This is a genomic window from Kosakonia sacchari SP1, assembly GCF_000300455.3.
GTDB classification, from domain to species: Bacteria; Pseudomonadota; Gammaproteobacteria; order Enterobacterales; family Enterobacteriaceae; genus Kosakonia; species Kosakonia sacchari.
The window spans coordinates 4,601,246-4,615,964 of record NZ_CP007215.2; the positions used below are offsets into that span (position 1 = coordinate 4,601,246).

10 protein-coding genes, 1 tRNA gene and 3 rRNA genes are annotated in these 14,719 nt (G+C 54.3%); 3 read left to right on the forward strand and 11 right to left on the reverse strand.

The features are described 5' to 3' along the window. Positions 1-8: 8 nt before the first annotated feature. The 5 genes from C813_RS44690 to C813_RS44710 form a co-directional block, all read right to left on the reverse strand. Positions 9-437: a YjaA family stress response protein gene (locus tag C813_RS44690; protein WP_017459398.1), complete on the reverse strand. Its 429-nt coding sequence runs from the start codon at positions 435-437 to the stop codon at positions 9-11. Between the two features lie 442 nt (positions 438-879). After that, positions 880-995: ribosomal RNA gene (gene rrf, locus C813_RS44695) — 5S ribosomal RNA — on the reverse strand. 94 nt (positions 996-1,089) lie between these two features. Beyond that, a 23S ribosomal RNA gene (locus C813_RS44700) occupies positions 1,090-3,995 on the reverse strand. Positions 3,996-4,189: 194 nt separating this feature from the next. Continuing rightward, positions 4,190-4,265: transfer RNA gene (locus C813_RS44705), tRNA-Glu, on the reverse strand. A gap of 170 nt (positions 4,266-4,435) precedes the next feature. Next, positions 4,436-5,975 (reverse strand): 16S ribosomal RNA (locus C813_RS44710). Together the 16S, 23S and 5S rRNA genes with 1 tRNA gene alongside form the textbook arrangement of a ribosomal RNA operon. Before the next feature lie 592 nt (positions 5,976-6,567). On the opposite strand from C813_RS44710, the gene purH reads away from it, so the two are divergent. Both purH and purD read left to right on the forward strand, forming a co-directional pair. Next, entirely contained in the window at positions 6,568-8,157 is a 1,590-nt protein-coding gene (gene purH / locus C813_RS44720; protein ID WP_017460007.1) for a bifunctional phosphoribosylaminoimidazolecarboxamide formyltransferase/IMP cyclohydrolase, read from the forward strand. Between the two features lie 15 nt (positions 8,158-8,172). After that, on the forward strand, positions 8,173-9,465 hold the full coding sequence (gene purD, locus C813_RS44725; protein WP_017460008.1) for a phosphoribosylamine--glycine ligase: 1,293 nt from the start codon (positions 8,173-8,175) through the stop codon (positions 9,463-9,465). A 40-nt stretch (positions 9,466-9,505) separates the two neighbouring features. Here the strand turns inward: purD and C813_RS44730 are convergent, their stop codons facing one another. The 6 genes from C813_RS44730 to nudC all read right to left on the reverse strand — a co-directional run bounded on the left by C813_RS44730 (position 9,506) and on the right by nudC (position 13,864). Further along, the gene (locus C813_RS44730; RefSeq protein ID WP_167579022.1) at positions 9,506-10,201 is read right to left on the reverse strand and encodes a DUF1481 domain-containing protein; all 696 of its coding nucleotides are present in this window, start codon (positions 10,199-10,201) and stop codon (positions 9,506-9,508) included. 12 nt (positions 10,202-10,213) lie between these two features. Further along, positions 10,214-10,486, reverse strand: a complete 273-nt coding sequence (hupA, locus tag C813_RS44735) for a nucleoid-associated protein HU-alpha (RefSeq protein WP_017460010.1) — start codon at positions 10,484-10,486, stop codon at positions 10,214-10,216. Positions 10,487-10,672: 186 nt separating this feature from the next. After that, complete coding sequence (locus C813_RS44740; protein ID WP_017460011.1) at positions 10,673-11,263, reverse strand: YjaG family protein; 591 nt, start codon at positions 11,261-11,263, stop codon at positions 10,673-10,675. A gap of 33 nt (positions 11,264-11,296) precedes the next feature. After that, on the reverse strand, positions 11,297-11,977 hold the full coding sequence (gene nfi / locus C813_RS44745; protein WP_017460012.1) for a deoxyribonuclease V: 681 nt from the start codon (positions 11,975-11,977) through the stop codon (positions 11,297-11,299). Between the two features lie 9 nt (positions 11,978-11,986). Further along, the gene (gene hemE / locus C813_RS44750) at positions 11,987-13,051 is read right to left on the reverse strand and encodes a uroporphyrinogen decarboxylase (RefSeq protein WP_017460013.1); all 1,065 of its coding nucleotides are present in this window, start codon (positions 13,049-13,051) and stop codon (positions 11,987-11,989) included. A 39-nt stretch (positions 13,052-13,090) separates the two neighbouring features. After that, the gene (gene nudC / locus C813_RS44755; RefSeq protein ID WP_017460014.1) at positions 13,091-13,864 is read right to left on the reverse strand and encodes an NAD(+) diphosphatase; all 774 of its coding nucleotides are present in this window, start codon (positions 13,862-13,864) and stop codon (positions 13,091-13,093) included. 83 nt (positions 13,865-13,947) lie between these two features. Between nudC and C813_RS44760 the strand changes: the two genes are divergently transcribed. Continuing rightward, positions 13,948-14,451 carry an Rsd/AlgQ family anti-sigma factor gene (locus tag C813_RS44760; RefSeq protein WP_017460015.1) on the forward strand — a complete coding sequence of 168 codons (504 nt, stop codon included), beginning with the start codon at positions 13,948-13,950 and terminating at the stop codon, positions 14,449-14,451. The last annotated feature ends 268 nt before the right edge of the window (positions 14,452-14,719 follow it).

A 14,719-nucleotide genomic window follows, 5' to 3' on the forward strand; every position in this document is an offset into this window, starting at 1 on the left:
CATTGATATTAGCTAATGATTTTCGGTTTGTTATCGCGCTGAGAGAGGGGCATTTTCGATTGGCTCAGTGCTGCCAGTACGTGTTGATCGCTAAACGGTGTCTGACTGGCAACCACCTGCGGGTAACGGCATCGGCCTTGCGAAGCGCCAAAAGTCATTTCAAGAATGGCGCGCTCTTCGACGGGTGATAAGCCGCCTTCATTCATTTCCAGCGCATGCGCGAGGATCGCTAAACGCCCCATTCCAGGAAGTGCGTGCCAGAATGCGCGCGGTGCAACTTGCAGAATCAAATCTTGTAATAGCTTTTCCGCCGGGAAGAAGTCTGCGATGAGTATTCGCTGGTTGCTGAAGGTTTGGCTACCCGATACCTGCTGCTGAGTCTGGAGGTTACGCACAACCATGCGATTTTTATAAAGCTGGGCATACAGAACGATCATGGAGATGTCCTTTAGCGATAAATGGAGCTGAAACAATAGCAAAAAAGTGCGGACATAAGGGAGGAATGAGGCATACAGGACGGAACCTTACAGGATGTGCGTGGGAAACCAGCTTCCGCACGGTGGTGTTATCTCCGACCAGCAGTGGGCTTTGAGCAACCAGCAGGCTGACGTCTGCAGGGTTCCAGCAGGCAGGATGGGGAATACTGTGGTGTGTGCGGGGCGAGCGCAAAATCCGACAGGGGTGACGTACCGCCAAGGGTTCTCACTGTCTGTTCCGCATGAGGATTTTTGAGCGGGAGCGGGTCCGGCAGGCAGGCTGATTTTTCCGTCACTCACAGAGTGACTGCTGAATACCAGCAACCTACTTCGCAAGCAGGAGTTTCAGTGCATAAAAACGCAAAAAGGCCATCCGTCAGGATGGCCTCTTCACTGGTTTGATGCCTGGCAGTTCCCTACTCTCGCATGGGGAGACCCCACACTACCATCGGCGCTACGGCGTTTCACTTCTGAGTTCGGCATGGGGTCAGGTGGGACCACCGCGCTGTTGCCGCCAGGCAAATTCTGTTTATCAGACCGCTTTTACGTTCTGATGTAATCTGTCATCAAGCTGATTTCATGTCTCTCACCGCCAAAACATCTTCGGCGTTGTAAGGTTAAGCCTCACGGTTCATTAGTACCGGTTAGCTCAACGCATCGCTGCGCTTACACACCCGGCCTATCAACGTCGTCGTCTTCAACGTTCCTTCAGGAGACTTAAAGTCTCAGGGAGAACTCATCTCGGGGCAAGTTTCGTGCTTAGATGCTTTCAGCACTTATCTCTTCCGCATTTAGCTACCGGGCAGTGCCATTGGCATGACAACCCGAACACCAGTGATGCGTCCACTCCGGTCCTCTCGTACTAGGAGCAGCCCCCCTCAATTCTCCAGCGCCCACGGCAGATAGGGACCGAACTGTCTCACGACGTTCTAAACCCAGCTCGCGTACCACTTTAAATGGCGAACAGCCATACCCTTGGGACCTACTTCAGCCCCAGGATGTGATGAGCCGACATCGAGGTGCCAAACACCGCCGTCGATATGAACTCTTGGGCGGTATCAGCCTGTTATCCCCGGAGTACCTTTTATCCGTTGAGCGATGGCCCTTCCATTCAGAACCACCGGATCACTATGACCTGCTTTCGCACCTGCTCGCGCCGTCACGCTCGCAGTCAAGCCAGCTTATGCCATTGCACTAACCTCCTGATGTCCGACCAGGATTAGCTGACCTTCGTGCTCCTCCGTTACGCTTTAGGAGGAGACCGCCCCAGTCAAACTACCCACCAGACACTGTCCGCAACCCGGATTACGGGTCCACGTTAGAACACCAGCCATTAAAGGGTGGTATTTCAAGGATGGCTCCACGCAGACTGGCGTCCACGCTTCAAAGCCTCCCACCTATCCTACACATCAAGGACCAGTGTTCAGTGTCAAGCTATAGTAAAGGTTCACGGGGTCTTTCCGTCTTGCCGCGGGTACACTGCATCTTCACAGCGAGTTCAATTTCACTGAGTCTCGGGTGGAGACAGCCTGGCCATCATTACGCCATTCGTGCAGGTCGGAACTTACCCGACAAGGAATTTCGCTACCTTAGGACCGTTATAGTTACGGCCGCCGTTTACCGGGGCTTCGATCAAGAGCTTCTCCTTACGGATGACCCCATCAATTAACCTTCCGGCACCGGGCAGGCGTCACACCGTATACGTCCACTTTCGTGTTTGCACAGTGCTGTGTTTTTAATAAACAGTTGCAGCCAGCTGGTATCTTCGACTGATTTCAGCTCCACGAGCAAGTCGCTTCACCTACATATCAGCGTGCCTTCTCCCGAAGTTACGGCACCATTTTGCCTAGTTCCTTCACCCGAGTTCTCTCAAGCGCCTTGGTATTCTCTACCTGACCACCTGTGTCGGTTTGGGGTACGATTTCGTGTTACCTGGAGCTTAGAGGCTTTTCCTGGAAGCAGGGCATTTGTTACTTCAGCACCGTAGTGCCTCGTCATCACGCCTCAGTGTTAAAGCACTCCGGATTTGCCTGGAGCACACACCTTCACGCTTAAACCGGGACAACCGTCGCCCGGCTAACATAGCCTTCTCCGTCCCCCCTTCGCAGTAACACCAAGTACAGGAATATTAACCTGTTTCCCATCGACTACGCCTTTCGGCCTCGCCTTAGGGGTCGACTCACCCTGCCCCGATTAACGTTGGACAGGAACCCTTGGTCTTCCGGCGAGCGGGCTTTTCACCCGCTTTATCGTTACTTATGTCAGCATTCGCACTTCTGATACCTCCAGCAACCCTCACAGGCCACCTTCGCAGGCTTACAGAACGCTCCCCTACCCAACAACACATAGTGTCGCTGCCGCAGCTTCGGTGCATGGTTTAGCCCCGTTACATCTTCCGCGCAGGCCGACTCGACCAGTGAGCTATTACGCTTTCTTTAAATGATGGCTGCTTCTAAGCCAACATCCTGGCTGTCTGGGCCTTCCCACATCGTTTCCCACTTAACCATGACTTTGGGACCTTAGCTGGCGGTCTGGGTTGTTTCCCTCTTCACGACGGACGTTAGCACCCGCCGTGTGTCTCCCGTGATAACATTCTCCGGTATTCGTAGTTTGCATCGGGTTGGTAAGCCGGGATGGCCCCCTAGCCGAAACAGTGCTCTACCCCCGGAGATGAATTCACGAGGCGCTACCTAAATAGCTTTCGGGGAGAACCAGCTATCTCCCGGTTTGATTGGCCTTTCACCCCCAGCCACAGGTCATCCGCTAATTTTTCAACATTAGTCGGTTCGGTCCTCCAGTTAGTGTTACCCAACCTTCAACCTGCCCATGGCTAGATCACCGGGTTTCGGGTCTATACCCTGCAACTTAACGCCCAGTTAAGACTCGGTTTCCCTTCGGCTCCCCTATTCGGTTAACCTTGCTACAGAATATAAGTCGCTGACCCATTATACAAAAGGTACGCAGTCACCCCATCAAGAGGCTCCCACTGCTTGTACGTACACGGTTTCAGGTTCTTTTTCACTCCCCTCGCCGGGGTTCTTTTCGCCTTTCCCTCACGGTACTGGTTCACTATCGGTCAGTCAGGAGTATTTAGCCTTGGAGGATGGTCCCCCCATATTCAGACAGGATACCACGTGTCCCGCCCTACTCATCGAGCTCACAGCCTGTGTGCTTTTGTGTACGGGGCTGTCACCCTGTATCGCGCGACTTTCCAGACGCTTCCACTAACACACAAGCTGATTCAGACTCTGGGCTCCTCCCCGTTCGCTCGCCGCTACTGGGGGAATCTCGGTTGATTTCTTTTCCTCGGGGTACTTAGATGTTTCAGTTCCCCCGGTTCGCCTCATTAACCTATGGATTCAGTTAATGATAGTGTGACGAGTCACACTGGGTTTCCCCATTCGGACATCGCCGGCTATAACGGTTCATATCACCTTACCGGCGCTTTTCGCAGATTAGCACGTCCTTCATCGCCTCTGACTGCCAGGGCATCCACCGTGTACGCTTAGTCGCTTAACCTCACAACCCGAAGATGTTTCTTTCGATTCATCATCGCGCTGTAAAAATTTGAGAGACTCACAGAACAGTTCACACTGTTCAGTGTTTCAATTTTCAGCTTGATCCAGATTTTTAAAGAGCAAATATCTCAAACGTGACTCGCAAGTCAGTTTTGAGATACGGCTGGCAACGCCTTTCACACATTACCGCGCAAGTGGCGTCCCCTAGGGGATTCGAACCCCTGTTACCGCCGTGAAAGGGCGGTGTCCTGGGCCTCTAGACGAAGGGGACACGAAAATTGCATATCACGCGCTGCGTGATATTTTCGTGTAGGGTGAGCTTTCATTAACAGAAAGCGAGCGGCTTTATTTATTAAGCCTCACTCCCGACGCGTAAACGCCTTGCTATTTACTTTTCATCAGACAATCTGTGTGGACACTGCAGAGGCAGGTTCTTTAAGGTAAGGAGGTGATCCAACCGCAGGTTCCCCTACGGTTACCTTGTTACGACTTCACCCCAGTCATGAATCACAAAGTGGTAAGCGCCCTCCCGAAGGTTAAGCTACCTACTTCTTTTGCAACCCACTCCCATGGTGTGACGGGCGGTGTGTACAAGGCCCGGGAACGTATTCACCGTGGCATTCTGATCCACGATTACTAGCGATTCCGACTTCATGGAGTCGAGTTGCAGACTCCAATCCGGACTACGACGCACTTTATGAGGTCCGCTTGCTCTCGCGAGGTCGCTTCTCTTTGTATGCGCCATTGTAGCACGTGTGTAGCCCTGGTCGTAAGGGCCATGATGACTTGACGTCATCCCCACCTTCCTCCAGTTTATCACTGGCAGTCTCCTTTGAGTTCCCGGCCGGACCGCTGGCAACAAAGGATAAGGGTTGCGCTCGTTGCGGGACTTAACCCAACATTTCACAACACGAGCTGACGACAGCCATGCAGCACCTGTCTCACAGTTCCCGAAGGCACCAAAGCATCTCTGCTAAGTTCTGTGGATGTCAAGACCAGGTAAGGTTCTTCGCGTTGCATCGAATTAAACCACATGCTCCACCGCTTGTGCGGGCCCCCGTCAATTCATTTGAGTTTTAACCTTGCGGCCGTACTCCCCAGGCGGTCTATTTAACGCGTTAGCTCCGGAAGCCACGCCTCAAGGGCACAACCTCCAAATAGACATCGTTTACGGCGTGGACTACCAGGGTATCTAATCCTGTTTGCTCCCCACGCTTTCGCACCTGAGCGTCAGTCTTCGTCCAGGAGGCCGCCTTCGCCACCGGTATTCCTCCAGATCTCTACGCATTTCACCGCTACACCTGGAATTCTACCTCCCTCTACGAGACTCAAGCCTGCCAGTTTCGGATGCAGTTCCCAGGTTGAGCCCGGGGATTTCACATCCGACTTGACAGACCGCCTGCGTGCGCTTTACGCCCAGTAATTCCGATTAACGCTTGCACCCTCCGTATTACCGCGGCTGCTGGCACGGAGTTAGCCGGTGCTTCTTCTGCGGGTAACGTCAATGAATAAGGTTATTAACCTTACTCCCTTCCTCCCCGCTGAAAGTACTTTACAACCCGAAGGCCTTCTTCATACACGCGGCATGGCTGCATCAGGCTTGCGCCCATTGTGCAATATTCCCCACTGCTGCCTCCCGTAGGAGTCTGGACCGTGTCTCAGTTCCAGTGTGGCTGGTCATCCTCTCAGACCAGCTAGGGATCGTCGCCTAGGTGAGCCGTTACCCCACCTACTAGCTAATCCCATCTGGGCACATCTGATGGCAAGAGGCCCGAAGGTCCCCCTCTTTGGTCTTGCGACGTTATGCGGTATTAGCTACCGTTTCCAGTAGTTATCCCCCTCCATCAGGCAGTTTCCCAGACATTACTCACCCGTCCGCCACTCGTCACCCGAGAGCAAGCTCTCTGTGCTACCGTTCGACTTGCATGTGTTAGGCCTGCCGCCAGCGTTCAATCTGAGCCATGATCAAACTCTTCAATTTAAAAGTTTGATGCTCAATGTTTCTTTATTTCTAAAGAAAAGAACTTCGTAATGAATTACGTGTTCACTCGTTGAGACTTGGTATTCATTTTTCGTCCGAGGACGTCAAGAATCCAGTCACCCTGAGTGCCCACACAGATTGTCTGATAAATTGTTAAAGAGCAGGTGCGACGCGCTTTAGCGCTCTGCCGCGAGGTGGCGTATATTACGCTTTCCTCTTTCAGAGTCAACCCTGATTTTCAGGATTTTTTCTCTTCAACCGAACCGGCTGTTTGTGTGAAGTGATTCACATCCGCCGTGTCGATGGAGGCGCATTATAGGGAGTTCTCCGCCCCCCGCAATAGAAAAATGACATAAAAATGACTGACTGCTGCATTCCACAGCAAAACCCGCTTTTATACCCATTTACGCACAGACTTATCCACAATCCGGCAAAAGTACAAAAATTCGCGAGCGCTACGCAAACGTTTTCGTTACAATGCCCGCGCAAAAAACATGAGCCCTCGCTGGGGCATTAGCTAAGTTTTAGGATCAATAAAGATCCTAATATTTAGCTAACGCTCTCTGTTAAAGACAAATCCAGGGGATTTACCATGCAACAACGTCGTCCAGTCCGCCGCGCTTTGCTCAGTGTTTCTGACAAGGCCGGTATTGTCGAATTCGCACAGGCGCTCTCTCAGCGTGGCGTAGAACTGCTCTCTACCGGCGGCACCGCGCGTCTGCTGGCGGAAAAAGGTCTGCCAGTGACTGAAGTTTCCGACTACACCGGTTTTCCGGAAATGATGGATGGACGCGTGAAAACCCTGCATCCGAAAGTCCACGGCGGCATTCTGGGTCGTCGCGGGCAGGATGATGCGATCATGGCGCAACACGCGATTGCGCCGATCGATATGGTTGTCGTTAACCTTTATCCGTTCGCCGAGACCGTCGCACGAGAAGGTTGCTCACTGGAAGATGCGGTAGAGAATATTGATATCGGCGGTCCAACCATGGTTCGCTCCGCCGCGAAGAACCATAAAGATGTGGCTATCGTTGTAAAGAGCAGCGACTACACCGCAATTATTAATGAAATGGATGCCAATGAAGGTTCACTTCTGCTTGCCACCCGTTTCGATCTGGCGATTAAAGCGTTTGAACACACCGCGGCGTACGACAGCATGATTGCCAACTACTTCGGCAGCCTGGTTCCGGCCTACCACGGCGAAAGCAAAGACCCCGCCGGTCGCTTCCCGCGTACCCTGAATCTGAACTTCATTAAGAAGCAGGATATGCGCTACGGCGAGAACAGCCACCAGCAAGCCGCCTTCTATATAGAAGAAGAGATCAAAGAAGCCTCCGTTGCCACCGCGCAACAGCTGCAAGGCAAAGCGCTCTCCTATAACAATATTGCCGACACCGATGCGGCGCTGGAGTGCGTGAAAGAGTTCAGTGAACCTGCGTGTGTGATTGTGAAGCACGCCAACCCTTGTGGTGTCGCGGTTAGCGGTTCAATTCTGGAGGCTTACGATCGCGCTTATAAAACCGATCCGACCTCCGCATTCGGCGGCATCCTCGCTTTTAACCGTGAACTGGACGCTGAAACTGCGCAGGCCATCATCTCTCGCCAGTTTGTCGAAGTGATTATCGCGCCGTCCGCGAGTGAAGAAGCGCTGAAAATTACCGCCGCTAAGCAGAATGTCCGCGTACTGGTCTGCGGCGAGTGGACGCAGCGTGTTCCAGGCCTTGATTTTAAACGCGTCAACGGCGGTCTGCTGGTCCAGGACAGAGATCTCGGCATGGTAAGCGCAAGTGAACTGCGCGTTGTCAGCAAACGCCAGCCGACCGAGCAGGAGCTGCGTGATGCGCTGTTCTGCTGGAAAGTGGCGAAATTCGTCAAATCCAACGCCATTGTCTACGCGAAAGAGAACATGACCATCGGCATCGGCGCAGGTCAGATGAGCCGCGTCTACTCCGCGAAGATCGCCGGGATAAAAGCGGGTGACGAGGGGCTGGAAGTAAAAGGTTCAGCCATGGCTTCCGACGCCTTCTTCCCGTTCCGCGATGGTATTGATGCCGCCGCCGCTGTTGGCGTGACCTGCGTTATTCAGCCTGGCGGTTCCATCCGCGATGACGAAGTCATTGCCGCCGCCGACGAACACGGCATTGCGATGATCTTCACCGACATGCGTCACTTCCGCCATTAATCCACGGAGCAGACAATGAAAGTATTAGTAATTGGCAACGGCGGACGCGAACACGCGCTGGCATGGAAAGCCGCACAGTCGCCGCTGGTTGATACCGTTTTTGTCGCACCGGGTAACGCCGGTACGGCACTGGAACCGACGCTGCAAAACGTCGCGATTGGCGCAACCGACATCCCGGCGCTGCTGAGTTTTGCGCAGAATGAGAAGATCGATCTGACTATCGTTGGCCCGGAAGCACCGCTGGTGATCGGCGTGGTCGACGCATTTCGCGCGGCTGGCCTGAAGATTTTTGGCCCCACACAGGGCGCCGCACAACTGGAAGGCTCCAAAGCATTCACCAAAGACTTCCTCGCGCGCCACAATATCCCGACCGCCGAGTACCAGAATTTTACCGACATCGAACCTGCGCTGGCTTACCTGCGTGAGAAAGGTGCGCCTATCGTGATCAAGGCCGATGGTCTGGCGGCGGGCAAAGGCGTGATCGTCGCCATGACGCTCGAAGAAGCCGAAGCAGCGGTTCACGATATGCTGGCAGGTAATGCTTTTGGCGACGCGGGCCACCGCATTGTGATTGAAGAGTTTCTCGATGGTGAAGAAGCCAGCTTTATCGTGATGGTTGATGGGGAACACGTGCTGCCAATGGCCACCAGCCAGGATCACAAACGCGTCGGTGATGGCGATACCGGCCCGAATACCGGCGGTATGGGCGCTTACTCGCCTGCGCCTGTGGTGACGGATGAAGTGCATCAGCGCACCATGGAACGCGTCATATGGCCAACCGTGCGCGGTATGGCGGCGGAAGGGAATACCTACACCGGTTTCCTGTATGCCGGGCTGATGATCGACAAGCAGGGCAACCCGAAAGTTATCGAGTTCAACTGCCGATTTGGCGACCCGGAAACCCAGCCAATTATGCTGCGCATGCAGTCTGACCTGGTGGAGCTGTGCCTGGCCGCGTGTGAAGGCAAGCTGGATGAGAAAACCTCAGAGTGGGATAACCGCGCATCGCTGGGCGTTGTGGTTGCAGCAGGTGGTTATCCGGGCAACTACCGCAATGGCGATGTGATCCACGGTTTACCGCTGGAAGAAGTAGCAGACGGTAAAGTGTTCCACGCAGGCACCAAACTCTCTGCCGACGACCAGGTGCTGACCAACGGCGGGCGCGTGCTGTGCGTTACCGCACTGGGTAACACCGTCGCCGAAGCGCAGCAGCGCGCGTATGCCTTAATGACCGATATTCACTGGGATGGCAGCTTCAGCCGCCGGGATATTGGTTACCGCGCAATTGCGCGCGAGCAAGGCAAGTAACTCTCGCCCTTTCACCCTCTCTCCAGCGGGGAGAGGGTTTTCAGAAATTCTTTTCCGTCGGCTGCCAGCGGCAGAAATCCGCATTCGCCACCAGCAATAGCTGCGCGCCTTCCGGCGCTTCCAGCCATGCGACGCTTACCGCAACCGCAGAGCGGTTCTGGCGCTGCTCAATACGGTTTAAGGCGTAATCATCCAGATCGGGCTTCACGGTCTGTCCTTCGCAGGTCTGTACCGTATGGTTGGCCTGCCAGCGCCCCTGACGCAGGATCACCCGCCCCTGACGCAACGCGTCACTGGTCTGGCGGATCTGCTCTGCCCGGTAGCGATACAGGGCGACCTGATCGCTGGAAAGCTGCTGTTTCTGCCCGTCGACCTCACGCTGCATAAAGCTCAGCTCGCCGCGATCGTCAAAACGGACGCGAATATGCTCCGGCGGTTTACCGTAAACATTGAGTTCAATGAGAGTTAACGTATCGCCCTGCCAGCGGTATTCGCTAAGCGATGTATTCCCGTGGTGCCACGGGCTAAATGCGGCGAGCAAATGCGTCTCACCGTCTGAATCTTTACGCCAGATCCGCACTGCGCCCTGATCGCCGGCAAACCCGCTGGCGGTAAAAGGCGGTAAGGAGGAGTCATGGCTACAGGCTGTCAGCAACAGCGCTGCGCCCGCTAACAACAGCGGGCGACGCCAGAATGACAAAAGGGGCGAAACCGCCCCTTCGACAAAACTGTTCACTGCCACGCGGTCTTACTTAACTGCGTCTTTCAGTGCTTTACCAGAAACAAATGCCGGTACGTTAGCTGCGGCGATTTTGATTTCTTTACCGGTCTGCGGGTTGCGGCCAGTACGCTCAGCGCGGTGGTTCACTTTGAAGGTACCGAAACCAACCAGTTGTACCGCATCACCTGCTTTCAGAGACTCAGTAACGGCAGCCAGGGTGGATTCCAGTGCAGCTTTCGCTTGCGCTTTAGACAGATCAGCCTTGTCTGCAATTACATCAATCAGTTGAGTCTTGTTCATAAGTTATCCTTTCAATGTGTTTATCGCTTGCTAAGCATCGAGTGCGACGGAAATGCCTCAAAAGCACTCTCCTGCATACACGCACCGATAGCCACTTATTTTCGCCCCCCAAATGTAGACCAGACGGGGGTATTAAGGGAAGCCTTCAGGCACGACAAAACAGGCGTTAAATCACGTTTTATTGTCTCATTGCTGCAAATTTATACCGATATTGCTCTCGCCGACCTCGCGCAGGTCTGCGCGCAGCCCTTTAATCAGCTCAATATCGCGTTCTTCGCAGGCTGCCAGAAGGCGGAAAATCTCCCACTGAATATCCCATTCTTGCTCAACAGCCGGGTTTTCTCGCAGCTCTTCGTCGGTCATTTCGCGACCTTGCTGGGTCATTTCCAGCATCGCAACGGTAGTGATCGACGTTTTACTGACCTCGATAGCATGCTCCAACGTTTCACCGCTCAGGCGCGAATGAATCAGTTCACTGAGTGCCACGCAGGCATCAATAGCCGGGTAGACACCGTACAGATCGTAGTCGTCCGCCACCGGAATCGCCTCTTCCAGTTTCTCCAGCTGGCTGTCGAAGTTCACTTTCGCGTCTTTGACGATCTGCGTTTCCCACACCAGGTCAAGGATCCGGCGGTAAAGCTGCGGGTCGCCAAACTCTGTCTGCTGGCAGAACATGGCGTAATTGGGGTACATACGCTCGCACAGGCAAGCCATAAAGACGACGTGCTGCCAGCTTTCCAGCTTTTCCAGACGCAGGTGAATTGGGTTTTGTAACATGATCGTTTCTCAAAATCGGTAATGCGCGGCAGTTTACCTGATATCGCGCTTAATTGCCTGCCAACGCGTAAACGCAGGCCGACCGGATGCCACAGCGTCTGCCCAGCGCGTCGGTTCCGGTAATCGGTAGCCTTTCATGCAGCGCTGCACCCACGCAAGCGCGCTATCCTGGCTGACACGATGCCCGGTAGTGACAAACAATGGATTGCAGCGCGCCTTGCTGCGCCACACCCAGGCGAGCTTTTCGCCTTTATCCATCAACGGCGAGAGCGCACCTGGCTCGTCCGCCAGCGGCTCGAACTTGCCGCACAGCCGCTTTTTCGCCACGCCGATAGTCGGCACATCGACCAGCAAGCCAAAATGGCTGGCAACGCCGAGACGGCGCGGATGGGAAATCCCGTGGCCATCGACAAACAGCAAATCGGGTTTTTGCGACAGCTGTTCCCACGCCGCCAGCAGCGCCGGGTATTCACGAAACGAGAGGAAACCGGGGATATAAGGCATAGTGGTGGCGATACGCGCCACCTGATACTCAACCAGCTCCAGCGAAGGCCAGGAGAGCAGCACCATTGCCGCTCGCGTCACTTCTCCACCCTGCTCAAAACCGACATCGGCCCCGCCGATCAATGTGGGCGGATCCTTATCCAGACGATCCTCACGGATCACCGAAGAAGCCAGTTCAAGTTGTTGTGCGCGTAGTGACGCGAGATCCATACTCTCTCCTTACTGATGCCAGGAGGCCGACAGGCGATGCACCGCCTCGACAAATACTCCTGCATGTTCCGGCGGGACATCCTGATGAATGCCGTGACCGAGGTTAAACACATGGCCTTCGCCTTTGCCGAAGCCCGCGAGAATCGTCGCGACCTCTTCTTCAATGCGCGCAGGCGGCGCGTAAAGCATAGACGGGTCCATATTGCCTTGCAGCGCAACTTTATGACCAACGCGACGGCGTGCATCGGTAATATCGGTTGTCCAGTCGAGGCCCAGCGCATCACAACCTGTTTCTGCCATCGCTTCCAGCCACTGCCCGCCGCCTTTGGTGAATAACGTCACTGGCACGCGGCGGCCTTCGTTTTCACGCAGCAGACCATCGACAATTTTATGCATGTAGTAGAGCGAGAATTGCTGATAATCGCGCCCGGTCAGCACGCCACCCCAGGTATCGAAAATCATTACGGATTGTGCGCCCGCGCGGATCTGCGCGTTGAGGTACAGCGTGACGCTCTGCGCCAGCTTATCCAGCAGCGCATGCAGCGTGTGCGGCTCGGCGTACATCATTTTTTTAATCAGGGTAAACGCTTTGCTGCTGCCACCTTCCACCATATAGGTTGCCAGCGTCCACGGGCTGCCGGAAAAGCCGATCAGCGGCACTTCCCCTTTCAGCTCACGGCGAATGGTGCGCACGGCGTTCATCACGTAGCCCAGTTCGTTTTCCGGGTCTGGCACCGGCAGCTTATCAACATCGGCCTTACAGGTGATGGGCGAGGTAAAACGCGGCCCTTCACCGGCTTCGAAATAAAGCCCCAGCCCCATCGCATCCGGCACGGTAAGGATGTCGGAGAAAAGGATCGCCGCATCAAGCGGGTAGCGGCGCAGCGGCTGTAGCGTCACTTCGCAGGCCAGTTCGGCGTTTTTGCACAGCGACATAAAATCGCCTGCTTGCGCGCGGGTCGCTTTATATTCCGGTAAATAGCGGCCTGCCTGGCGCATCATCCACACCGGGGTCATATCTACTGGCTGGCGCTGGAGCGCGCGCAGGTAACGATCGTTTTTCAGTTCGGTCATTGTCAGTTCCTCAAGCGTCAGGCCGCCAGTATATACACCTTATTCGTCGTCTGCCCGACACATCGCCACCGTATCCTCGATGAGGCGGCGCGCCACCGTACCCGGAGGCGGTAACAGCGGCAAATTGTCATAGCGATACCATCCCGCATCCAGCAGCTCCTTTGGATCAATGTGGATTTCGCCGCTGTCATATTCCGCCATAAACGCAGTCATCAGCGATTGCGGGAACGGCCACGGTTGCGAAGTGACATAGCGCAAATTCTTCACTTTGATGCCGCTCTCTTCCATTACTTCTCGCGCCACCGCTTGTTCAAGGGTTTCGCCCACTTCGACGAATCCGGCAAGCACCGTGTAAATGCCATTACGATGGCGCGTGTGCTGCGCCAGCAAAATGCTGTCATCACGGCGGATGGCGACAATGATGCAAGGGGCGATTTGCGGGTAATAGCGCTCGCGACAGTGATCACACAGCATTGCCCATTCGGTTTTACTGGGGTGCATGGTGTGCCCGCAGTAACCGCAAAACTGGTGTGAACGATAAAACTCCGCCAGTTGCACGCCGCGGCCCGCCAGTTGAAACAGTCCCACGTCTTGATCGATGAGCAGACGTACAGATCCCATGTCCTGGCGACGATTCTGGCGGATCATCCATACCGCTTCACCCTGCCACTCGCCAATGTGAAGCGCGCTCTGCCCCACAAGATCGAAATTTCCTGCCTTGCCGTGTGGTAATTCCCCGCCGGGCATCCATAATTTTTGTTCATGGCTGACGATCCACCAGCCCTGATCGTGTGCTTCAATAATACGTACCATTTGGTGAACTACCTTCGCTTTACTGGCATGTTATTAACATTATTATTACATCGTTTTGATCTTACATATTTGCGGAGCCATTTATGCTAAACCAGTTAGAAAGCCTGACAGAGCGCGTTGGAGGAAGTAACAAACTTGTCGACCATTGGCTGCAAGCGCGTAAGCAACTGCTTGTTTCTTATTACAATCTGGTTGGCATTAAGCCTGGTAAAGGATCATACATGCAGCTTAACGAAAAAGCGCTGGACGACTTTTGCCACAACCTGGTGGAATACCTTTCCGCTGGCCACTTCAATATTTATGAACGCATCATCAGCGAATTGGAAGGGAGCAGCCCACTTTTAGCGGCGACGCAGCTTTACCCAATGCTTGAAGCGAATACTGTAGAAATCATGAACTATTACGACTCCAGCCTGGAAAACGCCATTGATGACGATAACTGTCTGGAGTTCCAGCAAGCGCTCTCCGATATTGGCGAAGCGCTGGCTGCCCGTTTTACCCTTGAAGACAAGTTAATCGTGCTGGCCTTTGATAACAACCTCAAAGAGAGCGCCAACGACGAAAGCAGCGTCGCGCGACCGGCTTGAGTTCTTAAACATTAACGCGTAATTTAAAAAGCAGTCCCCGTCTTCGGACGGGTTTTTCTTGTCGGAGTGCCTATATTTCCACAACATCATTCGCGATGCGTCGAGACGGCAAGTTCGTGAATCCCCGGCAGCTTACATCAAGTAAGTGACCGTGGTGAGTGAACGCAGCCAACACAGAGGCAGCGTGAAGGATGAAGGGGAAAAGGCTGAGACCGTTCATTCGGGATCCGCGGAACCTGATCAGGTTAAAACCTGCGAAGGGAACAAG

Excerpts from the sequence above, each read along its gene's own strand:
- C813_RS44690 (WP_017459398.1), bottom strand. The coding sequence starts at position 437 with ATGATCGTTCTGTATGCCCAGCTTTATAAAAATCGCATGGTTGTGCGT.
- purH (WP_017460007.1), top strand. The coding sequence starts at position 6,568 with ATGCAACAACGTCGTCCAGTCCGCCGCGCTTTGCTCAGTGTTTCTGAC.
- purD (WP_017460008.1), top strand. The coding sequence starts at position 8,173 with ATGAAAGTATTAGTAATTGGCAACGGCGGACGCGAACACGCGCTGGCA.
- hupA (WP_017460010.1), bottom strand. The coding sequence starts at position 10,486 with ATGAACAAGACTCAACTGATTGATGTAATTGCAGACAAGGCTGATCTG.
- C813_RS44740 (WP_017460011.1), bottom strand. The coding sequence starts at position 11,263 with ATGTTACAAAACCCAATTCACCTGCGTCTGGAAAAGCTGGAAAGCTGG.
- nfi (WP_017460012.1), bottom strand. The coding sequence starts at position 11,977 with ATGGATCTCGCGTCACTACGCGCACAACAACTTGAACTGGCTTCTTCG.
- hemE (WP_017460013.1), bottom strand. The coding sequence starts at position 13,051 with ATGACCGAACTGAAAAACGATCGTTACCTGCGCGCGCTCCAGCGCCAG.
- nudC (WP_017460014.1), bottom strand. The coding sequence starts at position 13,864 with ATGGTACGTATTATTGAAGCACACGATCAGGGCTGGTGGATCGTCAGC.
- C813_RS44760 (WP_017460015.1), top strand. The coding sequence starts at position 13,948 with ATGCTAAACCAGTTAGAAAGCCTGACAGAGCGCGTTGGAGGAAGTAAC.